At 42.5% G+C, this 23,425-nt stretch carries 18 protein-coding genes; 7 read left to right on the forward strand and 11 right to left on the reverse strand.

Going from position 1 to position 23,425, the window contains the following annotated elements:
- Positions 1-276: 276 nt before the first annotated feature.
- The 6 genes from L2747_RS05180 to L2747_RS05205 form a co-directional block, all read right to left on the reverse strand.
- Entirely contained in the window at positions 277-1,365 is a 1,089-nt protein-coding gene (locus L2747_RS05180; RefSeq protein WP_248998024.1) for a hypothetical protein, read from the reverse strand.
- 459 nt (positions 1,366-1,824) lie between these two features.
- Positions 1,825-3,945 (reverse strand): alkyl/aryl-sulfatase, encoded by a 2,121-nt coding sequence (locus tag L2747_RS05185; RefSeq protein WP_248998025.1) that lies wholly within the window; start codon positions 3,943-3,945, stop codon positions 1,825-1,827.
- A 162-nt stretch (positions 3,946-4,107) separates the two neighbouring features.
- A complete protein-coding gene (locus tag L2747_RS05190) occupies positions 4,108-5,160 on the reverse strand; it encodes an AraC family transcriptional regulator (RefSeq protein WP_248998026.1) in 1,053 nt (350 codons plus the stop codon).
- Entirely contained in the window at positions 5,150-5,641 is a 492-nt protein-coding gene (locus tag L2747_RS05195) for a hypothetical protein (RefSeq protein WP_248998027.1), read from the reverse strand. The genes L2747_RS05190 and L2747_RS05195 overlap by 11 nt, the downstream gene beginning before the upstream one ends.
- Before the next feature lie 342 nt (positions 5,642-5,983).
- Entirely contained in the window at positions 5,984-7,345 is a 1,362-nt protein-coding gene (locus L2747_RS05200) for an ammonia-forming cytochrome c nitrite reductase subunit c552 (protein ID WP_371987871.1), read from the reverse strand.
- Positions 7,346-7,502: 157 nt separating this feature from the next.
- Positions 7,503-8,714, reverse strand: a complete 1,212-nt coding sequence (locus L2747_RS05205) for an NnrS family protein (RefSeq protein WP_248998029.1) — start codon at positions 8,712-8,714, stop codon at positions 7,503-7,505.
- Between the two features lie 407 nt (positions 8,715-9,121).
- Here L2747_RS05205 and L2747_RS05210 point away from each other — a divergent pair, with 407 nt between their 5' ends.
- Complete coding sequence (locus L2747_RS05210; RefSeq protein ID WP_248998030.1) at positions 9,122-9,742, forward strand: NAD(P)H-dependent oxidoreductase; 621 nt, start codon at positions 9,122-9,124, stop codon at positions 9,740-9,742.
- A complete protein-coding gene (locus tag L2747_RS05215; protein WP_248998031.1) occupies positions 9,742-11,676 on the forward strand; it encodes a monovalent cation:proton antiporter-2 (CPA2) family protein in 1,935 nt (644 codons plus the stop codon). The genes L2747_RS05210 and L2747_RS05215 overlap by 1 nt, the downstream gene beginning before the upstream one ends.
- An 88-nt stretch (positions 11,677-11,764) precedes the next feature.
- Here L2747_RS05215 and hpf read toward each other — a convergent pair whose 3' ends face one another.
- Positions 11,765-12,121, reverse strand: a complete 357-nt coding sequence (gene hpf / locus L2747_RS05220) for a ribosome hibernation-promoting factor, HPF/YfiA family (protein ID WP_248998032.1) — start codon at positions 12,119-12,121, stop codon at positions 11,765-11,767.
- A 593-nt stretch (positions 12,122-12,714) separates the two neighbouring features.
- On the opposite strand from hpf, the gene L2747_RS05225 reads away from it, so the two are divergent.
- From L2747_RS05225 to L2747_RS05245, 5 genes are all read left to right on the forward strand, one after another.
- Positions 12,715-13,014 (forward strand): hypothetical protein, encoded by a 300-nt coding sequence (locus tag L2747_RS05225; RefSeq protein WP_248998033.1) that lies wholly within the window; start codon positions 12,715-12,717, stop codon positions 13,012-13,014.
- 3 nt (positions 13,015-13,017) lie between these two features.
- Complete coding sequence (locus L2747_RS05230; protein ID WP_248998034.1) at positions 13,018-14,643, forward strand: PepSY-associated TM helix domain-containing protein; 1,626 nt, start codon at positions 13,018-13,020, stop codon at positions 14,641-14,643.
- A gap of 3 nt (positions 14,644-14,646) precedes the next feature.
- Positions 14,647-14,973, forward strand: a complete 327-nt coding sequence (locus L2747_RS05235) for a DUF3325 domain-containing protein (RefSeq protein ID WP_248998035.1) — start codon at positions 14,647-14,649, stop codon at positions 14,971-14,973.
- Positions 14,974-15,211: 238 nt separating this feature from the next.
- Positions 15,212-15,739, forward strand: a complete 528-nt coding sequence (locus L2747_RS05240; protein WP_248998036.1) for a hypothetical protein — start codon at positions 15,212-15,214, stop codon at positions 15,737-15,739.
- A 179-nt stretch (positions 15,740-15,918) separates the two neighbouring features.
- Positions 15,919-16,365: an OsmC family protein gene (locus tag L2747_RS05245; protein ID WP_248998037.1), complete on the forward strand. Its 447-nt coding sequence runs from the start codon at positions 15,919-15,921 to the stop codon at positions 16,363-16,365.
- Between the two features lie 69 nt (positions 16,366-16,434).
- Here L2747_RS05245 and L2747_RS05250 read toward each other — a convergent pair whose 3' ends face one another.
- The 4 genes from L2747_RS05250 to L2747_RS05265 all read right to left on the reverse strand — a co-directional run bounded on the left by L2747_RS05250 (position 16,435) and on the right by L2747_RS05265 (position 23,050).
- Positions 16,435-17,022 carry a lipid-binding SYLF domain-containing protein gene (locus L2747_RS05250; RefSeq protein WP_248998038.1) on the reverse strand — a complete coding sequence of 196 codons (588 nt, stop codon included), beginning with the start codon at positions 17,020-17,022 and terminating at the stop codon, positions 16,435-16,437.
- Between the two features lie 217 nt (positions 17,023-17,239).
- Positions 17,240-18,295, reverse strand: coding sequence for a DUF2955 domain-containing protein (locus L2747_RS05255; RefSeq protein WP_248998039.1), 1,056 nt, complete (start codon positions 18,293-18,295; stop codon positions 17,240-17,242).
- The gene (locus tag L2747_RS05260; RefSeq protein ID WP_248998040.1) at positions 18,285-19,421 is read right to left on the reverse strand and encodes an HlyD family secretion protein; all 1,137 of its coding nucleotides are present in this window, start codon (positions 19,419-19,421) and stop codon (positions 18,285-18,287) included. The genes L2747_RS05255 and L2747_RS05260 overlap by 11 nt, the downstream gene beginning before the upstream one ends.
- Positions 19,422-19,771: 350 nt before the next feature.
- A complete protein-coding gene (locus L2747_RS05265) occupies positions 19,772-23,050 on the reverse strand; it encodes a S41 family peptidase (protein WP_248998041.1) in 3,279 nt (1,092 codons plus the stop codon).
- Positions 23,051-23,425: the final 375 nt, after the last annotated feature.

The following is a 23,425-nucleotide window of genomic DNA, read 5'->3' on the forward strand; positions in this document are numbered from 1 at the left end:
CATGGTCAATGATGTTCCCTACATCATAATGACATTTCCCATATCCCTATGGGTCAGATGTGAATGAACGACCGCATGTGCAGATACTTCTGAAGCTCGCTGCTAGTACGTCCGTGTAGGCTCAACGAAAACATCCATGTTTTCGACGGCTTCAGCCGCATCTACACCTAGTTATTGGCGTATTAACTCGACTTAGAGGTTCGATTTCAAACTTGGAACAGCCCTATTTCTACTTAGAATAGATACTCTTAACGAATCAATCCTTTATTAGAAAAGCTATTCTGCTAACATCAGCTTTGCTTTAAGAAACGTGAGGTTAATTTCATCTGTGTTGTTGAAATCAAACTTACCGTTCGTAACATCGTTAAACCGTTCGAAATAGTAATGAATCAGGGGAGCATACCTATCATCATGAACCCAAGTATAGAACTTTGAAAGTTCGTAGCTCAACTCTCTGCTAAGATCTGACCTTATTCTTAGATCAGAGCCATGTTCTAAATCAATAATATTCATTGTTTGAAGATTGGTCTTAATTTCTTCAATGAGCGGTAAGAGTGAGCCTTTGTAACTATCAGCAATTGATACAAGCTCTAGAGTTGTTACTTCTGCTTCGAAAATCATAATCAGATCATCAATCTCACCGTTATAGTATTCGTTGTCTAAGCGTTTTTCAGACTCAGCTCTAAGTACGTAGAGTTGTTCAAGCGGATCAGATTTAGTTTCAATCGGTTGATTTGAAAGACTCTTCTGATATTCGATAAACAAGCTTTGTATTTTTCCTGTAATAACATCAAGATAGTCATATCGAGTCGTGAGAAACTCCAATAATTCATTTATATTTAGGTTTAGCGCTAAATCTTCTTCATTTACATCCCTACTGTATAAATGAACACATAAATCCCCGCTATTGAAATGACTCTCAAACGGCCAACTAGCAAAACGTTTTGAGTTTGATTGTTTTAAATCTACAGGGTGAGCGCCGAAGCAAGCTCTAATTGTTTTGAAATAAGTGTTATCATCTTCATTGAGAAATAGTCGATTCTTAAAACACTTCTTTTCGCCTGAAAATGGAATGTTTTTTTCGTTTACAAAGACCCTGTGTAGCTGTTTGATTGCCTCGAATATAAGATCAATCGAAGAGATTAGGGAATATACCTGCATACATTTTGTATCTAAGTTTTTATCAAACTCAGGTACATTCTCCAAATGTCGAACTGAAACAGTAACCCAATCCATACAAGAACAAACTAGATTAAATAGGTTCTTACCACCTTTATCTTTGTAGATTTGATATACAAAGCTTGAGTTAGAATTTACTAAGTCTCGGAAATCTCTGAATTTATCTTCACTAACAACGTTTCTCATTCGTTAATCAACTTTTGTAACCGCATGAAAATATTATGAATAATAGCGACGATGATAGTGATAGTTTTTCGATTCTTCAACTTAATGATTGAATCCGATGATGCACTAATTTTGATCTATAAAAAGAAGTGAACGATGAAGACCTCAAGCGATTTGCATTACTAGGTATTATCCGAAGACAAATAGAAAAATTACCTTTCTAAATCTTTTCTATCCAACAATGAATTGCAGTATCTAAGATAGATAACTCGTAAAATGCAACATCAGATGTCGCTGCGGCTGTGGGCTTCGGTTTCAGGGATGAAACCGCAGAGCGGCCATGGATGGCTTTACAGCGTCCCACAGAAATAGCGACATGTGAACTCAGCACTCAACGAGCCTTTCTCTATCGTAAATCCCTATAGCCACTGGTAGTGCCTAGGTAAGCCTGATATTAATTCGTAGCTAACGCCCTAATCACTAAGGTGTCACAATATTAAACACACCTTTGGGTTTATCTAGTGACGAAAAAAAGCTGATAAAATCAAGCTTACTGCCTTCGATTGCAAGCTCATCTGAAAATAGCACCTCTTTTACTCCTGCTTTACCAATAATCAGATCGACAAATAGCTCGTGGCTAATATTTAACGTCGCATTAGCCTCGGCAGACTTTGGCGCAAGCTTATGGTGTAGCACTGAGTTTTTAAGTTCTAGCACATAGTTTTTATCAAGGTCGGTAAAGTTGATATTAAGGATAAACTCTTCACCGAACACTTCAGGCCCAATCACTCTTGATGCCATCGACTGCATAAAGTTCTCGACTGGTGATTGCAGCAAAATCTGCTTCATTGAGGCTAAATCAATTCCCACCTCAGGGCTGCCATGCCTTAGCTCATACGCAGCAGTCAAATAGACATCACGCCAAGGCGCTGATTCTGCCTGATAACCCAGCTGATCATAAATACTCGCAAGCAAAACTTTGGCTTCATTATGATCTGGGTCTGCAACCACTAGATGATTAACTAATTCAGCCGCCCAGCGATACTCCCCGGCAGCAACCGCCTTGTTAGCCGCAGCTATGATCTTGTCAGCGCCGCCCATTAACTCCACATACTTAACCGCTGATGCAGTTGCTGGTAATGGGTCTAAATTAACGGGATTGGCGTCGTACCAGCCTAAATAAGCTTGGTATACCGCTTTGGCATTGTGCTTAACTGTGCCGTAATAACCGCGGCTAGCAAAGGTATTAGACAGTGATGGCGGCATCTGTATTTGCTCGGCAATTTCAGCAGGAGTAAAGCCTGCGTTAAGCATGCGCACCGATTGGTCGTGAATATACTTATAAGTATCACGCTGCTTTTGTAAAAACTCATTCACCTCAGCTTGACCCCAGATAGGCCAATGGTGGCTACCAAAATACACTTTGGTGTCACGCTGAGCGTTAAGGGCATCATCGATTGCTCGACTCCATACTAAGGCATCACGTACTTTAGCGCCTCGCAGGGTGTAAAGGTTATGCATGTTCTTAGAGACTAGCTCGGCGCCGCAATAAGCCTGCTGCTCAGGTAGGTAAAAGGTAAACTCAGCAGGTGCTTCTGAGCCTGATACGATTTGAAACTCAAACGGGACGCCATCGATTTCCATGGCAGAGTCTTGCTCAACCACGATATTAGGGCTGAGAATACCGAACTCACCAAAAGCAGGCTCTTTACCTAAGCCAGAATCGATATGGCCGCGGCTAGAGCGCGGTAGTTGCTTGCCATACATGTACATGGCGCGGCGGCTCATTGCGGTGCCCGCCATCACGTTTTCGCTGGTAGCTTCATGCATAAATCCGGCTGGCGCAATGATATCAATAGCGTCATCAGGCGTTTGCTCAAATAAGCCTAAAGCCCCACCAAAATGGTCCATATGACTGTGGGTAAATACAATCGCCGATACAGGTCGTTCACCTAAGGTTTGATTTAAAAATTTTAGTGCGGTTTTGGCGGTTTCAGCCGTGGTTAATGGATCAACAATAATCCAACCGCTATCACCTGCAATCACCGTCATATTGGCTAAATCAAAACCACGCAATTGGTAAACACCTTTGGTGACTTCAAATAAGCCATCGATGTTATTTAGGCTTGCTTGACGCCAAAGACTTGGGTTGACGCTATTAGGCGCCTCCCCTTGAATAAAGTCATAAGCAGTTCTGTCCCAAATTACCTTGCCAGTATCATCAACCACTTTAAGCTGTGGCATTCTGGCGATAAAGCCACGTTTCGCATCTTCAAAGTCTTGTATATTATCGAAAGGCAGCGCACCTAGAACCGCTTTATTAGCGGCAACAGTATGTGGGCTTGCTGGCGTAAACCCAGCTGGATCAGCGCCTTGTAACTCACTGTCAGCCCCTACAGCATTCACGCTGAGATCTGGCTGACAGCCCAAGACTAATACCGAAGCCAGCACCGACGTCAATATACTGATAAAGCAAGGTTTAACAGCAGGAAGAATGCAAAGTTTTTTGCTAATGCTAGCGCGGGATCTAGCGAAAACTTTAGCTTGAGTGCTAGCAAGAGCTAGCCGCTTTTGTTGGAGAACAATCAGAGACGATGACATACTAAACCGCTTTATTAGTTAACAAGATAAACCCAACCTATTACATTAAGGCAACACAAGGTTTATCATTTCTCGCCAACCTGAATTGCACAGCAGTTACTCGTCTGCTTTTAGTTCGTTACTCTGTAATTGACTTTGTCGGAGAAACGCTTTGATAAAAGCTTATTGTTGACGATACACTTTGTGCCGGTATTGCGATGGGCTCACTCCTATCCAAGTCGTAAATGAACGAGTAAAATTACTGACACTGGTATAGCCTAAGGTGTCTGAAAGCTCACTTATTGTCATATCGGTATTAGTTAAATAATGTAAAGCGAGCTCTTGTCTTTTCAGCTTTAGTAACTCTCTAAACCCTGTGCCTTCCGCCTTCAAATAACGACTTAAACTGCGCTCACTAATGTTATACATCTGCGCAATCATCAATGCTGTCGGCTCTTGGTTAAGTAAAACAGCATGGATCCCTTGGCTGGCTTTCTGTCGCCAACTTAATGCCTGCATTTGATGCAAATACTGCCTTACTACGGCTTCAGTTTGCTTAGCTTGCTGTGGGTTTTTAGTCATCGCAGTTTGCTCTAAGATCCCCCTATCCATCCACATACAATTGTCAGTCGCATTCATTGTCACTTCACAGTTAAAGTACTCATGCCATGCATCGGCATTTTTAGGCGTACTGCGGATCAACTCAACCTTTCTAATAAAATGTCGATGGCCAACCATCTGCTTTCCGTGCTGCATCAAACTACTAAAAAAAGCATCGATTGCCAGTTCGCTAATGGTAACGCCATTAAGCGGTGTAATAGTAAAACCTAACCACTGTGGTGTACGTTGCAAACGGATCCGAGCGCCATTGCTGACCAAAGCTGAGTAGTCGGGTAGCGCTTCAAAAGCTTGTGCAAGCGAATCGCTACTTAGCATCAGTGCGCCTAAAGAATGAAAATGAATAGGGTAAGCATATTGACCTACTGTTAAGCCAAAATCACTCGACTCAGTTTTTGTTTCCGCTAATTGCCAAAGCCGAGTCATTTTATCTATATCGACACGTTGCTCGGGTTTTGCTTCAAGTTCACCTAAACAAAGGCCAGCTTGTTCAAACAAGCTGTTCGGCTCTATACCTGTAACGCTTAATGCTCTAGCAATCGCAAGTGACCAAGCTGCAATGGTGCTGTATCGAGCTGCACCTTTGACTTCGGTCATGATGGGGGGATTACGGTTCATGACGACGAATGTGACTAATCAAGCCATTCTTATCAAACTCAAGTGTAAGCACACTCACTTTATCCATAGGAATGACGTCTCCCTGTCCGACGGGTTTAATCTGTCCTAGCTGTTTGAGCTTCAAAACCACAACATTAGGACCTACCATCATCTGTTGCATCGTCACTTTACTGTCCGAGATCTCGCTGTTCATTTTTTCAATCAAACGGGCGCGTAATTTATTTTTATCTGCAGCAAATGTGACTTGATAGTGTACATATTCGTCAATAAAATTATCTGATAAAAGACTAATGTAGTGCTCAATATCGGCAACTGTGGTGTCCGGTTGCAATCTAGCCTCGGTAGCTTGTACAAATGCCATTCCTTTTTGCTTAAGTGTTGCCTCACTTAAGCTATCGAATGCAAAACTTGATGTGACAAAAAGCAAACTAGAAAAACCGATAATTACGTTTTTAGTTAAGCTTTTTATTAGGTGCCGCATATCCTATACCTCAGCTTTTTAGCTAAATAAGTTGATCTAGTATTGTGGTATTTCACACAATAAAAAATCTTCATCCATGAATAACATACCAATTAAAACTGGTTGTTTTTAAAACACTAACAATAGATTACCAGCTTTAGACTCATCTTGTCACTGCACTAATTATACATATCACATTGATATGTAGTCGCTAAATTAGAAAGCATTAAACCCTAATAATAGCCCTCCCTTGTTAGCGATAATACGGAGGAGCAAAATATAAAAAAGGCTCAAAGGTAAACCTTTGAGCCTAAGAGAATCACTATTTAACGAGTATTAATGTTTATTCAGAAATGATACTGATTAATAACCATAATGAGTCACTTCAGACCACTCTTTATCGACTTCTTGCTTAATAAACTGCTTTTTTTGCTCAGTCAGTTTATCGAGCTCAATACCAACGGCTTTGTGCGCAGACTCTTTCGTGGTTATATCTGGGTAAGCAACTTTACTTACTTCGAATTTTTTCAAGATCTCAGCCAATGACTCACGCGCATAATTAACCTGCTTAATCGCCATATCTAGTAGTGCATGGCCTTCTTCAGGGTTATGAGCATAAAGGCCGTGCGAAGCCATAGCAAAATCCCAGCGCCATTGTGAGTGACGAATAGCCATAATTGCGTCATTCATCAATGGCCACGTGGCGCCTGCATCCCATGCTGCTTTCGCTTCGTAGTGCGCTTTAACTAATAGGCCTTCAACTTCACGGGCTTTTGCGTTAATTTCAGCCTTGCTGTTTTCAAGCGATTTAACAATAGTCTTTTCACTCTTATGACAACCTTGGCAAACCGTATCAAAGTGATCCAATGCTTTACTGACTTTATGGCTAGTAAAAGTGTTGCCTTTAGCATCGGTTTCTTCAGGCATATGGCAAGTAATACAAGTGACCCCCGCCTGCGCATGTTTACTGCGGCTCCAATGTTCAAACTCTGGATGGCGCGCCTTTAATATCGGCGTTTGCGATATTGGATGGATCCACTCATAAAAACGGCGAGTATCGTAGTACTTTTCAATGTCATCAACGGTGTTACCGAAGATCCAAGGAATATTCACTTTGTCGCTGCGCTCTGGCTGGAAATAATAGGTCACATGGCATTGACCACAAGTTTGTGCGCCTTGCATATTGGCGTCTTGTTTATCAAATGGAATATGTACTTTCGCCATCGCATCCTGTGCATGCGGACGCGGCATCGCTAGCTCAGCTTTGCCGTCAACATGGCAATCAGTGCAATAGACGACACTATTAATTTCAGTACCAACATCGGTAAAGTTTTTAGCTGAAAACCCTTCAACGCCTAACTCTTTCATCAAACGCGTGGCATCAGGGGTTTTACAGGTCCAGCAGCTCGCTGATAGTCCCTTTTCACCGTCTTTTGGCGGCACGCCTGTGCGCAGAGTATGGGTAACATCGGCAACAGCAAAGTGATGCCCGCGTGGGCTATTATATTCTTTAGCAAAAGATGAGCCCGCCCATAAAATCACTGCCGCGGGGTAGCTTGCCAGCATATCTTCACGTTCAGTTTGCTCAGAGGTTTGCTGCCAGCTTTGATATTGCACAGGAAACTTATCACGTAATCCTTTATCCCTTTTTTGCTGCTCCACAGCAGCCTTACTTAGGCTTTTTTTGTCATGCTCTACTGCCGACTCAGCGAATGCGTCTCCCATTGGCCACAACAAGCCTACGGTAAATACACTCGCTAATTTAACACTCTTATGTACCATCATTTTTTACTATCAACCTTTATTGTTATAACTACTCTTTTCAACCATTATCGCCATTTACGATAAAACATGATTCACTAAACTAATTGTATACTCAGCGTTATCCTGGACGTCCATCAATACGCGGCTTAGATAAAATCGCCGCGTAATTAACAACAAACATGCCAAATGCCAATGACCACAAGCCACCCGCTAACCACAACCAAATTTGATACTGCGCCGGCCAAACAATCGGCATCACAGCGCGGATAACCGCGGCTATTGGTAAGCAAGAAAAAGCCACCAGCATATTTGGTCCCTCATAAATATTGCGACTGGTGTGCCCAAGCGATACCCGTGAAATCATCGATAAACAGATCCCAGCTAAAGTGCCTATCGCAAACAGATGCAATAGATGCCTATATGCCATTGAGTCTGCAATATTCCAAGCTAATAGGAATAATGTGATGGGAAGGAATAAATAGGCTATTTGCAATGACCATAACATTGGTTCTTTTAATGTCTTATGAGGGAACCAACGTGACCACCTAACAAAGTGTAATGCTGCAGCAGTAAACAATAAAACTTGCTCCAGCCCTTTAGGCATCGCTTGGCTAATCGCTTGCACCACTAGCAACACCATAATCGTAATTAGGCTTTTATCCAGTACAGGGATGGGATTAGGTTTAGTTTGTTTAATACGAATAGCGGTGAAAAACGGAATAACACGCCCACCCACTATAGTGATTAACAAGCCTAACCACCACAGCATAGATTGCCAAATTTGTTGGCTCAAAGAAAAGTCTCTTTGGCTTAATGCGTAATAACTCAATAGGTTAATACTCATAGCAACAAATAGCATTATGGGGAAACCAATATTATGCCATTGCTTTACTTTATAAATGCAGCGCCAAAGCTTAATGGCAGTGAAGCTTAAAAACAGCGAATCAAATAACGCTGGCAGCCACAACGGAATCGATACAGGCAGTAGTAGTGTTAACCTAGCCAGTAACCAACAACTGAACGTGAGTGCTAGCGCCCAACCTTTCATGCCTGGCTGATTGGTCCAAGTTTGCACTGAGGTTAATAAAAAGCCACACACTATGGCTAACGCAAACCCAAACAGCATTTCATGTGGATGCCACCATAAAGGCACGACCTTCACCCAAAAGTCTGTTTGGAATAGACTATATTGTGGATAAAACCAAGTTAACAACCATAAAGGCACAAACAACATAGCCACCGCTGCGCCGCCCAAGAAGAAAGGCCTGAAGCCTAAGCGAAATATGGCAGGGATTTTTTCTGTCTGTTTAGGATCATCAATATTGAGCATAGTTTAAACCTTACATAAAACTTGCATTTAAAATACCGCTTTAGTGTATCTAGGTCATTTTTCGATAACAATGGAAATTAAAAACGATTATGACTTCTGTGAGCTGGGTTGCTATCTCTCTGTTTTTGTTTATAACTTTAGAGGTAGTCATCGCTTAAAACGTTATCTTGTTACTATTTTAGCCCCAGTTCAACAGTTGGCTTTCTCTTAATGTTAGCTGCTTTTACCACCATCAGCGCCTTTAGTCTGCAAGAACTGAGAGTAATAGCCCAATTCGTTTTAAAAGCTGTAACCTGATGGCTATTAATTATTTCTACGCCAACAGCTTATCGGCAAAAATATTTAGCTCAGCCGATTGTCTATGCTAGATTTAATTACAATCTTTTAAGCAAAGTGACTGGACAACCATGACTACCGCGGCAAAAAAAATCCTCGTCTTATATGCTCATCCCTCTCAAGAGCGTTCTGAAATCAATAAACCACTCTTTCATGCCACGGGTCTACAACCTAACGTCACTGCAGTTGATCTTTATGCTGAATATCCCACATTTAGGATTAACATCGATAAGGAACAACAAAGGCTCGTCGAGCACGATGTCATTGTGTTTATGTTCCCATTATATTGGTATTCCACTCCTGCGATTTTAAAGGAGTGGCAAGACTTGGTTTTAGAATACAATTTTGCCTACGGCGCTAATGGAAAAGCGCTCGAGGGCAAAACCTTTTTATGTGTATTAAGTGCTGGCGGCAGTGAAGCTGCGTATAAGGAAGATGGCTTTAACCACTTTACTCTCAGAGAATTGCTTCGTCCTCTAGAACAAACCGCCAATTTAACTGGGATGCAATTTATCGCTCCGTTTGCACTTTTTTGTGCCCGCAGTGCATTTGAAGAAAACCGAGTGCAAAACCATATCGATAAATGGATTACAACATTAAAAGCACTAAGTGAAGACCGTATCGATATTGCGCTAGCGCAAAAAGTCGAAAAACTGAATGACCATCTCGACCAAGTGATCCGGGAGCACTAATGACAGCCTATTTTATTCAAGCTTTTATTTATCTATGCGCAGCAGTTATTGCAGTGCCCATTGCCAAACGCTTAGGCCTTGGTTCAGTTCTTGGCTACCTTATCGCCGGTGTTGTTATTGGCCCTATCATTGGTTTAGTTGGCACCGAAACCAACACCTTGCAGCATTTTGCCGAATTTGGCGTGGTGATGATGTTGTTCTTAGTTGGTTTAGAGCTTGAGCCCAGAATGCTGTGGGACATGCGCAATAAGTTAATTGGCTTAGGTGGATTACAAGTGGGCCTATCCACATTAGTGGTTATGGGGATAGCCATGAGCTTTGGCTATGGCTGGACCATTGCGCTAACAGTCGGCATGATATTTTCCTTATCTTCTACCGCTATTGTGCTGCAAACCTTTAACGAAAAAAGTTTGTCAAAAACAGAAGGCGGTAAAAACGCCTTTTCGGTATTGTTGTTTCAAGATATTGCCGTGATCCCCATGTTAGCGTTTATTCCGTTGCTAGCATTACCAGAGCTAGTCGAGAAAGCACAATCTTTGGCACAAACAGCAGCTGAGCATCATGAAGAAATGTCACTAGTTGCTGGCCTTCCAGGATGGGCCTATGCCATCGTAGTTTTACTAGCCATAGCCAGCGTGGTGGTTGGCGGTCACTTTTTAAGTCGGCCGTTATTTCGCTATGTAGCAAGCTCTGGACTACGTGAAATATTTACCGCCACAGCACTCATGTTAGTCATTGGTATTGCCGCACTGATGAGCCTTGTTGGTTTGTCCCCTGCCTTAGGAACATTCCTTGCCGGCGTAGTGCTAGCCAACAGCGAATTTAGGCATGAGCTAGAGTCAAATATCGAACCCTTTAAAGGGCTATTGCTCGGGTTATTTTTTATTACTGTAGGTGCAGGTATTAACTTTGAGGTGTTGTTTGCCAACATTGCGCCAGTCTTAGCAATGACTTTTGCAGTGATGCTCATTAAAGCGCTAGTGTTATTAGTTTTGGCATTTATCTTTAAGATCAGGGGCAGCGATCGCTGGCTGTTTGCACTGAGCTTGGCCCAAGCCGGTGAGTTTGGTTTCGTACTACTGAGCTACACAGTACAAAACCATGTTATTCCAACTGAGTTAGCCCAGCTATTATCTTTAGTTGTCGCTCTTTCTATGTTCTTAACTCCAGGCCTATTTATCCTGTTTGATAAAGTCATCTTGCCGCGCTATGAAAAAACAGAGAATACCCGTGAGCCTGATGATATTAATGAAAAAGGCACTGTCATTATTGCCGGAGTTGGCCGTTTTGGTCAGATCGTTAACCGACTATTAGTGACTAACGGCGTAAAAACAGTGGTACTCGATCACGAGGTGCAGCAGGTAGAAAACTTAAGAAAAATTAATACCAAGAGCTTCTATGGTGATGCAACTCAACCCGACTTACTGCATACCGCCGGCATAGATAAAGCTAAAATGTTGGTCATTGCCATTGACGATCCTGAGCGCGCGGTTGGACTTGTTGAATATATAAAGCATACCCATCCGCATGTGATTGTGATGGCGCGTGCATTTGACCGTCGTCATCTATACCGTCTGCGTAATGCTGGCGCAGACTTTATGGTCAGTGAAACTTTCCATTCAGCGTTAAACCTAGGTAAGCACGCGTTAATTCGACTTGGGGTACACCCGTTTAAAGCTGAACAACAGCGGGCAACATTTTATGAAACCGAGGTGACGCACAAAGACACCCTTTATGAAGCGTGGAAACAAGTTACAGAAGATGACAAATACTTAGTGCACTACCGAGATATGTTTATTCAATTAGAAGAAACCTTAAGTGCTGCGATGAAAGATGAACGTTATCGTAGCTTTTCTAAAATGGAACGTGGTTGGACGCCGCCACCAAAGAATAACCACACTGAATTTTCTCAATCAGAAAACGACGAAGCGTAAATAAAAAGCCCCGAAAACGTTTAACGTTATCGGGGCTTTAATCTATCAACCGTTAAACTATTCGTTTAACAAAGGCTGGCTAATTACTTTATACCAAATTCATTTCTTGCACTTTCTCATGTGCAATTTCTGGTGTCGTCACAACTGGCTTAGAATGCAAATCAGCCTTCAGTTGTCCTTTACGATGCTTTAGTGCCGCATCGAGTTTTTTAGCTGCGCTGGTAATGGCTGGGTACATAACTGAGTCATTACCAGAAGCGGAAATACTGCTTCCCTCATAATTCGTTCTAATTTCAACCTGGAAGTCGCCGTGCTCTTTAGCAATGATAATATCAAGTGCGATCAGGGTTGGAAAATGGCTCTCTATCTTCGAAAACTTCTCTTGGACATGCTGTCTTACTACGTCTGTTACATCAACGTGGTGACCAGAAAGATTTATTTTCATAGGTTTTCCTTTTTACAATGATTTCACCTATTACATTTGGGTTTTTAGCTTTAAATTACAAGCTTTTGTTAAAAATAATTTATCTAAAGCTTGTTGGTAAAATAGTCAACTCGTTGCTGTAGCCCAGTGTGTATCGGGTAAAAACAGTTTTTGTTATTTAATAATTTTATTCAAGCAACCATCTTGGTGTGGTTAAAACACCAGCAGAACGGCGCCCTTCATTAGTGTAGTTGATTAGCATACGGTTATATAAGGCCTAATCAGCCCTCTACTAATTTAGACAAAAAAAAACGCTTTAGCTTGATTTTTATTACGCTTTACCTAAAAAATATAAACAAACTCCAACGTTCGTCACACATCAGACACTTACTGATTAAATATTTTACAGCGAATGCGTAAAAAACTGAAAAAAACCACCTAAATTCAAGTGAACTCCAGCAACACTAAGCCGCATTCAATTGAGATCTAACTCCCAAGTCTAGTACATTTACCATTAAATACGAATGAAAACAGTTATCAGTTAAATAAATTAATGTAGAATACCGTCAATCATATTTTCTTTCCAAATGCTGATCTCTTAGGTGCTTATCGAAGTGCAAACAACAAAAACAAAAATACTCCTCTCACTCAATACCGATAAGTGCGACGTTGCAATAAGAGCACTGTCAGCCATCTTTGCAGGGTATCTAGTTGCAGCAACTTTATCTGCCTTGTTGGCAATGGTATTGCCTCTCTCGCCCGTTGATAGCACATTGACGGCAATGATGCTGTCATTTTCAGCTTATGCCGGTGCCGGAATTTGGGCGTTTAGCGTAAAAAACCAATGGCGTGCACTCACCGACCTGCTCTGCCTCAGTGGTTTGTTCTACCTACTCATTTTGATCATAGGTTAAATAATGAAAGACTCTTTTTTTCGCAGCATGACTTGGCTGCATACGTGGGTAGGTTTACTTGTTTGTTGGGTACTATTATTAGTGTTTTTTGCTGGTACATTAAGTTATTACCGCTATGAAATGACGCTTTGGAGCAAGCCTGAACTGCACAAAAATGTTATTCAGCAGTATGAAAACATTAATGTCGCTAGTGAATTAACTCGGGCTCAAAACTACTTATCTGCACAAGCTCCAGACGCTCGTGATTGGCGAATTAACTTTCCTACTGACCGCAAACCTTATATGAGCTACGGCTGGCAAACACAGCCAGAAGAAGGGCAACGCCGCGGTAAGTTTGAAGAACATATCGCTCCAATTGAAGGCGATACATTAATAACCAATGTGCGGGAGTCAAAAGGTGGCCACTTTTTCTACCGTCTGCATTTTGATCTGCACTACATGCCGGCCAAAATAGCACGCTGGATAGTTGGTTTTTGTACCATGTTTATGTTGGTCGCACTGATCAGTGGCATTGTTATTCACAAAAGAATCTTTAAAGACTTCTTTAGCTTTCGTCGCAACAAAGGCAGCCGTTCGTGGTTAGACGCCCATAACGTCAGCTCGGTGCTAGCATTACCTTACCATTTGATGATCACCTATACAGGATTGATTACATTAATGATGATGTATATGCCTTGGGGAGTTATGACTGCCTATGACGGCGACTTTAAATCCTTTAGAAAGGAGTTAAGTCCAAGTCGAGTACAAGTTCAACCAGTAGGCATTGAAGCTCAAACAGTGGCACTAAGTCTGTTACTTCCTGACGTTGAACGTATATTTAAAGATTCGACGATTAAGCAAGTCGTGATTAACAATCCAAGTGATAAAAATAGCCAAGTTAACTTTTATCGAGATACTGGCGAAACGGTAACCGATAGAAGAACTGCTGTAGTATTTAACGGCACTACCGGCGAGCTAACTAACCCTGGAATTGAACCTGACTCTGGTGCACAAGATACTTACGATACATTAATTGCGCTGCATACTGGCCGTTTTGCAGAGCCTTTGTTACGTGCATTGTTCTTTATCAGCGGTTTTTTAGGCTGCGCAATGATCACGACAGGGACATTACTTTGGGCTGTTAAAATTCGCCAAAAGCAGCAAAAACAAATTCAACAAGGCGCGAAAGCAAGCTTTGGCTTACGTTTAGTCGAAGGTTTAAACCTAACCTTCATTGTCGGTCTTCCTTTCGCTACAGCAGCATTTTTCTATGCTAATAGACTACTTCCTACTGAGATGCTTAACCGTGCTCAATGGGAGGTCAATTGCTTCTTCATTGCCTTAGCAGCCATGGGATTACTCGCTTGTATTAATCGTTCTCGCAATGCTTGGAGAACCGCACTAGCAGTTACAGGAAGCTTATTAATCGCTATCCCAGTATTAAATGCGTTCACATCAAACAGCCACCTATTCGGTAACATAGCCATGCAACAATGGCCATTAGTTGGCTTTGACTTAATGGCTGTGATAATGGGGTTTGCATTGTTTTTTGCCCGAGTGAAACTAGTTAGTAAAAACACTGTCATAACCAAGAATGTGACACCTAAACGCAGAGCTCATAATGAATCTGCAGTAAAAGAGGGAGTATAAACCGTGATATTAAGTCTTTTGGGGTTTAGCTATCTCGCATTTGGACTGCTCGCGTTAGCGATGTTTTCTCATTATCGAGATGCATTTGGCAAAGCACCGAGTCCTTTACAAGCTAGGTTACTTTACATTGCTGGCTGGGTTGGCATTAGCACTACTTACTGGGGATGCATTACAGACCAAGGCTTTGCCTACGGCAGTATTTTGTTCTTTGGTTTATTGTCTTTTGCGGGTCTGTTAGTCATTTTAATGCTCAGCTATAGAGCCAAATTTTTGCCTCACTCAATGGCTGCAAGTACAGTTTTTAGCTCAGTATTAATCGCTATTAACTAACTGCAGAACTGTTAGCTGGTTAATATGCACTAAGCCTTTTGCAGTCATGCAAAAGGCTTTTTGTATCATGAGACTTTGCAGGCTAAAAATAACAGGCCCGTACACAAACCTATTACTACTCTCAATTTTAGTGAGAAAAAACCCAACAAGGCCAAGTTCTTATCTTAGTTCAGCTTAGGTACAGTTTAGAGGTTTTAGTATTGACGCTACCAAGAATAACTTACCATACTGAGATCCCATGCTTACAGCCTCCCCTAGCGCTTCAGTTAATCATACTCCCACTCAAAATAATGATAGCTCAGCGAATACCAATAAAGCTCCTGCCAGAAATATGCTTACACAAAGTGGCGCATCTGCAACAATTCAGACTATCGATTCAACTAAACACTCAAGCTCAAGTCGGCAGACTCAGCCTGCAATAAACAATCAAGACACCGTGAGCTTAAGCGAAGAATCAATAAAACTATCTGCAACTAACAAAAATGATGCTCAAGTCCTCGCTAACAGACCTAACCTGCCAAATGAAGGCGAAAAAGCAGAGGTCTACATCGAATATAAAAAGGCTAAGATGCAATACCAAATCTATGCTGATATGGCTAATGTCGTCACAGGTAATAATTCAGGAGTATCGCCAATGACCGCCCATTACTTGGTTAATAATGATGACGCCCGCGCAGCGGGCGTGAACGCTAAAGCTCAGCAACAACAAATTGCTACCATGCAAACCTACGCCAGCACCAGCCAGAACTTGAATGAACAAAGCTAACTCTTGTCTCCAGCAACGCTGAAAAAGCAAGGTTGTTTTATAGAACGTATTAAGCTAATTCTCTAATTTAGTAAAATAATAACTCACTAAATTGACTGGTAAAGCAACTCTGAATCGATTAAAAATGAACAGTAATGTTGTACTAATTGTGATTACCTAATAATAAGAGTTAGCAAAATATGAGCTTTAATATCAACCTCAGTTGGTCCCCTACTGATAAACCAGTAACAGAACTACAAAACTTTTGCCGAGATCATCAAATTACTTTCGGCAGCGGCCAACAAATTCAGGGTTCATCTGCGCCTGAATACAAGGGTTCAGATGATAAAGTTAACCCAGAAGAAAGTTTACTCGCTGCATTAGCAAGCTGCCACATGCTGACTTTTCTCACTATCGCCCATCTTAAACGACTCCCCATATTAAGTTACCAAGATAATGCTTATGCTGAACTAGGCAAAAACTCTAAGGGACAAATATTTATCAGTAAAATTGTATTAAAACCCCATGTTGAGTTTGCGACTGAAGTTAATGAAGATGTGCTCAAGAAAATGCATGAAAAGTCTCATAACAACTGCTTTATCGCTAATAGTTTAAGTAACGAAACAGCTTTTGAAATCAAATATTAACTTTGAAATAGCCCAATAAAAAAGCTAGGCCTTATGCCTAGCTTTTTTATTAATTTGAGCGTTTAAAATTTACTCTGCATCATTTTCGATAAAGTCATCTGTAAAGTCAGTTTCCCAATACTTATAACCTTGTACCGTGGCTTGCGCAGCAGCGCCCATTAAGTTTACTTGGTAAGTTTTCACGCCAGATACATCTACCGACTGGTTCGCGGACGCTTGCTCACCACTGCCCTCATACTCGGCGCTTGCTTCTGCCTGCGCTTGTCCTTCATAGCCAGACTCTTTAAATCGCGTCAGCGCTGCACGTTCACTAAACGCTTGTACAAAAGCAACTTGCTTCCAACCAATACCTGCACCGACACCACCAGTAGCAAAACGATAATAAGAACGACTCCCTCCTTCGTGTAACACACATACTCCACCACCGGTAGATAAGGCAAACAGGTAACTGTTACTGCCTGTACAGACGACATAGCCAACTGAGTTAGCTACAGCCGATTTGGCCCCGGAGTGTTCACTATAAATCTCTTGCAACGCAGATTGAGTTTCTTCCCGGGCATGCATTTTTTTGGCTTCAGGTGTATCACCGGTTGCACAACCCACGAGAAATACAGGAATAGCAATTGCCGCAAGTTTAAGAGAGTTCAGTTGAAACATGGATTAATCCTTAACAAAAATAATGAGGAGCATTGGCACTCAAGATGTAGCTAGTTGAACTATTTAACGTATAGCACAAGAATCAAGCTATTGATTCAGTTATATATCACCTCAAAGCTTAACGGCTGCTTGATACAAGCTTTATCACTATCACTTTTGTTCGAATGTGTTTATTGCATCACAAGAGCAACTCAATACGAGCGCTTAAAGTCTGCAGCTAAAGGCTATTTCTTTTCTTTAAAAACTTCCAATCACGAGATTCTAAATAGAAGGATGCGAAAATCATATAAACCCCAACCAAAAACAGCTGTAAGATCCTTAAATAGAAATTCACTGCAACATCTTTATCGGTCGAAGATGCCGTTGAGCCAACCACAACCAGTAATGCTGATAAAATACCAGCGTAAAGCGGCGCTTTTTCTGGATTGGCATATATTTTTTGCCCAAACAACAAGGCTGCGAGCATTGACATACCAATGTAAAAAGGCAGTTCGGGTACTATGGTAAGCATGTTGTAAAACACAATCGCTAATGCACCGCCAATACCATTGGTGATCAATAAAAACAGACTGACCTTAATGCTTTTTGCGCCCGCAGCCTGCAACGACAAAATGGCAATAAAAATCATGGTTAGCAGCGCGCCAGATATTTCCAGGAAGTAAAAGAACCAAATAACTGGGAACGCAATAATCAACGCCCTAAACGCTTCATGAGTTCGCTCATCATGACTTTGCGCAGCACTCGCTAGTTGCTCTCTATTGGGCGATAAATCCGGTAGCAATGCATGCAGCAAGGCAAAAATAGACACCGCAACCACACCCGAAAAACTTAACCCTACTCCAACTAATATCGCAGCTCCCGGCTGCAATAAACTCATATAAGGTAAAAGTAAGGTTGCGACAATGAATATGGTCGCAAAGAAGTTCCACCTAGGATCGCTAAATAGGTAATAACCCCAAAGCATCATCATCGCGATTAGTGGCAATAACACCATAGGGTATTGGGTTGGTCCGAAACTCACTATCCACGCCAGACCTATAGTACAAATCATCGAGATAAGCAGCTCGTACACGGTTTGCACGGTTGGCTCTTGCCTATCAACTAAAAACTTAGCCACAAAAACCGGCACGATAAACGCCAGTGGCCACGCCCAAATAGCTGATATCGCAACCGCTAAACCAATACCTAAAGTAAAACGTAGAACGCGTCTGGTATAGATGGCCTCTTCAGAGGCCATCCTTGTATTTATTGAAGCACTGCGACTATCTGACATAAGAGAACCAGCTCACAAGGCGGATCCAAAACTTACCAAATAGATTAATGATGCTACTGTCGCTGGTATAAACAATCACATCGGCTTGGCCACCAACACGTCTTAGCCCCACAGCTTCATCTGCAGGCAACACGATAGTGACAGGAAAACGCTGAGATTGACGCAGCCAGCCTGTTTGACCAGATACCTGTGCAAGCTTACCTGTTTGCTCGCTTTGCCCCCAGTCGATACCGTAATCAATGCTACCAACCGTCGCTTGAAAGACCTCTCCGGGCGCGTAATCAAGTGCAAACTCAACTTTATCGCCAGGCTGCATATTGCCTAAGCTATTTTCTCTAAAGTAAGCTTCAATCCATACATCTTCCGATGAGATAAACGTCATCACCGGCTGACCCGCACTGGCGTAAATCCCCTCTTTTAATCTGAAGTTTGACGCAACGCCATCAGTCGGCGCTGTAATCGAGGTCCGTGCTAAATCTAACTGGGCTTTTTCAAGGCTCAATAATGCTGATTTAACGTTAGTATTATTTTCACCTTCTGCACCAAGGCGCTCCTCTGCTTTCGCCAGTTCGGCTTTAGCCGCAGCAACGCCAGCTTCAGCCTTCGTTAACTCAGCCCTAGCATTATCCGCATCGGCCTGCGACATCACCGCTCTATCAACCATGGCAAAGATACGTTTAGACTGTACTTGGGCATTCTTAAGATTGGCTTGCGCGTTAGTCACCTTTGCTTGCGCCGCAGCTACGTTAGCGGTTTGCGCGCCCACGTTTTGGCCTGCTTTTTTAAGGGACTGTTCGGCTTGATTCAGAGCAATTTCATAATCTTGTGGATTAATTTTTGCCAGCACATCACCTTGTCTAATCAAGGTGTTTGGCTCAACTAAAATATCGACAATCTCACCTGAGACTTGCGGGCTAATAGGCACTACATAGCCACGAATTCGACCTAAATCGGTAGAGGGAATAAAGCGGTCGGCAATAAGGTGGAATACAAATAAAAAACTTACGACGATTAAAATAATATTGGTCGCTTTACGTATTTTGTTATTTTTACTTGGGCTCTCTTGCGGCGCGTTATCGCTAGTACTCACTTCATCATTTGCGATCGCTGTTTTTTCTTCAGTCATACTCATCCCTTTGGTAACCGACTGGCAAGCTGCAATAAAAGCTCTGCGTGAATGGCGTATTAAATAATTAAGCAATAAATTCTTTAGATTAGTATGAATTAACGCTTGATTACTCACATTATTTTTTATCCAGTTTAGTGTCTATAACTATAAATATTCAATATTTTTGTAAAATAAATTCAACAAAATCGCGTAAGCAAGATCCCACATGTAGTCGATCGAGATTGAGCACTGCGCTTGCTAAAGGAATAAAGAAGGTTACTAAGCAAAGGAGGGATAAAGATAGACGTTATAGGCCATTATTCAAGGCTCATAACGCCATCTTACACAGTTAACTAACTAGCGGTTTATCAGAATGCCTTATGCACATCTTCGGCCATGCCTTTTACTGGCATAGGTTTAGGTACTAGCTTAGTGGCAGGTTGCTGTTTAAGCGCCTCTTTTAGATAACTAACTGCTTTATCTAATTGCGCATCTGTGCCGCTAAATGTTGCGTATGGTAGGTTGTCGACCTCAATATCAGGGCTAACACCGCGGCCTTCAATAATCCAGCTACCGTCCATTGCATATTGTGGATACTCAGCTACACGTGCCATGCCTTTATCTGTTAATGAGTTACGCCCAGATAACCACACACCTGCGCCTGCTGTTTGCTTACCAATCAATGGCGCAATACCCAACGCCTTAACGCCTGCAGAGAAGGTTTCGCCGTCAGAGTAGGTTAGCTGATCGGTCAGAACAACTAACTGACCGTTAAAGGTTTGCTGCATATTGCCTGATGGTGTGCCATGGGTTGGCGCCCAAAATGCCCAAGTCCTGCGCAGTAACTTTTCAATGATCCAGCTATCAATATTACCGCCACGGTTACGGCGCACATCGATAACTAACCCGTCTTTATTGACGTTAGCGTAAAACTCTCGCGCAAAGCTTGAGATATCACCGCTACCCATGGCATATAGGTGCAAGTAGCCAAACTTACCATTACTGTCTTTGGACACTTTGGCGCTGTTATGTTGCACCCAGTCTGTGTATCTCAACTTGGCATTTTTAGATGGGCTTACTGGCTCTACAATTGTTTGATGAGTTTTACTGCCGCGCTTAAGAGTAAGTAATACTTGCTTGCCCTCTTGATTACGCAGCAGCTTAGTCACATCGGCCATATTATTGAGCGGCTTAGCGTTAATCGAGACAATCACATCACCGACTTTGGCATTAACGCCCATTTGCGCCAGTGGCGCTGCTTGTGCTGGTAACTCAGGATCGCCTTGATAAATATGCTCAATGACTACTCCCGCCTTAGTTTGCTCAAGACGCGCGCCAAGACTGGCTGATTTTGCTTTATCGGCATCTTTTGGTGCATCACCACCACGCACCTGTGAATGCAAAGAATCTAGTTCGCCCATCATCTGCGTAAACAGATCATTCAATTCATGACGGTCGGTTAGTCTATCGACTAACGGTTGGTATTTGGCTTTGGTTGCCTGCCAATCAAGTCCGCGCATACTCTTGTCATAAAAAGAATCGCGGTGCATCAACCAAGCGTCTTCAAACATCTGTTGCCACTCGCTCGCAGGCTCAATCGCCAGCTGCCATAGATTGGTTTTTACATTGGCGTTAGTCAGCTCTTTTGGCAGTTTATCGCCTGCATCAACAATCAGCATTTCGCTGCCTTGCTTAGACTGCTTACGAATAAATAATTTGCTTGAGTCTTGAGACAATTGATACTCGCCAACATCTTTAGCAAAGGTGTCAACTTTAGGGCTTAACGGATCAAACTTAACCACTTTCAAGCTAGATTTACCGCTAGTTGTGGTATCAAGCAGGTAAAACTTATCGTCTGCCATTTGCAGTGAGCTGTAGTTACCCGCAGGCACTGGCACTTGCCATAAACGATTGGCTAAACCTTTCCAATCGACTTCGGTTTCAATCTCGTCATCATCCGCTTTTGCAGGTTTTGATAACAACTCATTTGGCTTTTGAAAGGCAAAACGCGCGTCTTCATTCAAGGCTATCGCAAACACTTGGGTGCGCTTATCAAACATTGGCCCTAGGTTTCTGTCTCCCCAAGGTGAAGTCGGTGTAGACACAAACTGACGATTTGATAAGAAATACAGCCAGTCGCCATCGGCGCTAAAGCTTGGCGAAAATGACTCGTATTTATCGCTAGTCAGTGATTCAGCGCGATTATCGTCTAATGAGTACAACACGATTTGCGGGCGCGCTTTACCCATTTCCGCTTTGGTTAATGCAATAAATTGACTGTCACCAGACCAAACGATATCAGCATATGGACCCAGCCCCTCGCCTTGAGTGATGATTTTTTTATTACTGCCTTTCTTTAAATCTAACAACCATACATTGCCGTCATAATCGTCATGGGCAAGGTAACGTCCATCAGGTGACAAGTGCAGATCGAGTCTTAGGGTTTTGCCATCTTTAGTTAGCTGCTTGGCGTTATCGCTGCCATCTGCCGCAAAGCGCCACACTTCTTGCTCGCCCGTTGCATCGCTAATACCGTATACCCAAGCGCCATCTTGGCTCATCACTGCGTTACGTACGCGGTTATGACCCGGCAAAGATATCTCCACTAAACGTTGACCATCGGTGCCAGCAATTGCCACATGGCTGCGGGCGGTGATCACCACTTTGTCAGCCTGAGGCGATAAGTTAGTGGCTGTTGCGTATTTCATTGGTGCTTTCACCCAGTGCTCACGCTTTTGGGCAAAGTCTGATGTTAAATCAATCTCAACAGTTTGGTCTTGGTTAGTTGCTATATCAAACAACTTAATATCGGCGCCCTGCTGAAACACGATGCGACCTTGGTCGAGTCGTGCATTACGCACTTGCCATTCGTTATATTGAGTATGCTGCTTAAGATCACTGCCATCCGTAGCCATTGACCAAATGTTGTCATTGCCATCACTATCGCTAACAAAATAAAGGCGAGAGTCCCATAACATAGGTTGTCTGACAGAGCCTTGATGAGCAGCCGTTAACAACGTCGCTTCTTGTTTGCTGCCAAGCTTATATTTCCACAGCTCACCTTTAGCGCCACCACGATACACTTTAGCGTTATCGCCTGTTGTTTGGAGGCCAAAGCGGGTGAAGTAAACATATTCACCTTTATCATCAATATCCCCTTCAATGGCATCGGCCAAAGGCAAGTCTTCTGTGAGCAAGGTTTGTGGATCGACGGTTCTTAATACCCAGTAGTTCGCCGGACCAAATGCATTATCTGTGGCATATAAAACTTTTCCATCAGCGGTCCAGCCTTGTACTCGCACGCGGCTGTTTTCAAAACTTACGCGCTTAGCTTGCCCGCCATTAATTGGAATAACGTAAACTTCTGACGAGCCTTCATAATTGGCAACGTATGCCACAAACTGACCGTCTTTTGAGATGCTTGCGCCAAGCTCTTCTGCCGGTAAACTGGTTAAGCGCCTAGCTTGGGTGTCTGATAGTGCTTGAGTCCACAAATCGCCCTCAGCGGTAAACACTAAGGTTTGCTCGTTTAGCGCCGGCGCTCGAAAGTAGCCCGGCTTAAGAGTCGATTCTGAGGCGTGTGCAGGGGAAAGAGTCAAAGTACCTAGGGCAAGCATGCAGCATGCGAGTGAGTGACGAATTTTCATCTAAGCTAGTAATCCTATTGTTATTATTCGGACGAATTCTTTCAGCCCAACAAGGTAGCAAACTTTTACCCATGCATCAGCAAAATATCTGCAAATATGTATTAGCAAATGTGTTGTCACAATAACAATAAGTCACAAGTTAACTAACGCTGCCACAAGTTCGAATCTATGCCAAACTTGCTGCAATTTTTCATCGATGAGCTTAGTTAAAATTAACCGTTATCACTTAGTTTACTTTTTAACCCTCGTAGATTGAGCTTCAAACTTTAGCAACCTCCCATATAAAAGTATTAAATACTTAAACAAGCAGCGCTATTGATAAAATCTCAACTAAGCTAACTATAAATATATGCAAATGCTTGTTTACGCATAACA

Source organism: Shewanella marinintestina (assembly GCF_023283845.1).
GTDB classification, from domain to species: domain Bacteria; phylum Pseudomonadota; class Gammaproteobacteria; order Enterobacterales; family Shewanellaceae; genus Shewanella; species Shewanella marinintestina.

Coding starts and splice junctions, on each gene's coding strand:
- L2747_RS05240 (WP_248998036.1), top strand. CDS start 15,212: ATGCTTACAGCCTCCCCTAGCGCTTCAGTTAATCATACTCCCACTCAA.
- L2747_RS05190 (WP_248998026.1), bottom strand. CDS start 5,160: ATGAACCGTAATCCCCCCATCATGACCGAAGTCAAAGGTGCAGCTCGA.
- L2747_RS05200 (WP_371987871.1), bottom strand. CDS start 7,345: ATGGGAGACGCATTCGCTGAGTCGGCAGTAGAGCATGACAAAAAAAGC.
- L2747_RS05255 (WP_248998039.1), bottom strand. CDS start 18,295: ATGTCAGATAGTCGCAGTGCTTCAATAAATACAAGGATGGCCTCTGAA.
- L2747_RS05215 (WP_248998031.1), top strand. CDS start 9,742: ATGACAGCCTATTTTATTCAAGCTTTTATTTATCTATGCGCAGCAGTT.
- L2747_RS05185 (WP_248998025.1), bottom strand. CDS start 3,945: ATGTCATCGTCTCTGATTGTTCTCCAACAAAAGCGGCTAGCTCTTGCT.
- L2747_RS05205 (WP_248998029.1), bottom strand. CDS start 8,714: ATGCTCAATATTGATGATCCTAAACAGACAGAAAAAATCCCTGCCATA.
- L2747_RS05180 (WP_248998024.1), bottom strand. CDS start 1,365: ATGAGAAACGTTGTTAGTGAAGATAAATTCAGAGATTTCCGAGACTTA.
- L2747_RS05245 (WP_248998037.1), top strand. CDS start 15,919: ATGAGCTTTAATATCAACCTCAGTTGGTCCCCTACTGATAAACCAGTA.
- L2747_RS05195 (WP_248998027.1), bottom strand. CDS start 5,641: ATGCGGCACCTAATAAAAAGCTTAACTAAAAACGTAATTATCGGTTTT.
- L2747_RS05250 (WP_248998038.1), bottom strand. CDS start 17,022: ATGTTTCAACTGAACTCTCTTAAACTTGCGGCAATTGCTATTCCTGTA.
- L2747_RS05230 (WP_248998034.1), top strand. CDS start 13,018: ATGAAAGACTCTTTTTTTCGCAGCATGACTTGGCTGCATACGTGGGTA.
- L2747_RS05260 (WP_248998040.1), bottom strand. CDS start 19,421: ATGACTGAAGAAAAAACAGCGATCGCAAATGATGAAGTGAGTACTAGC.
- hpf (WP_248998032.1), bottom strand. CDS start 12,121: ATGAAAATAAATCTTTCTGGTCACCACGTTGATGTAACAGACGTAGTA.
- L2747_RS05210 (WP_248998030.1), top strand. CDS start 9,122: ATGACTACCGCGGCAAAAAAAATCCTCGTCTTATATGCTCATCCCTCT.
- L2747_RS05265 (WP_248998041.1), bottom strand. CDS start 23,050: ATGAAAATTCGTCACTCACTCGCATGCTGCATGCTTGCCCTAGGTACT.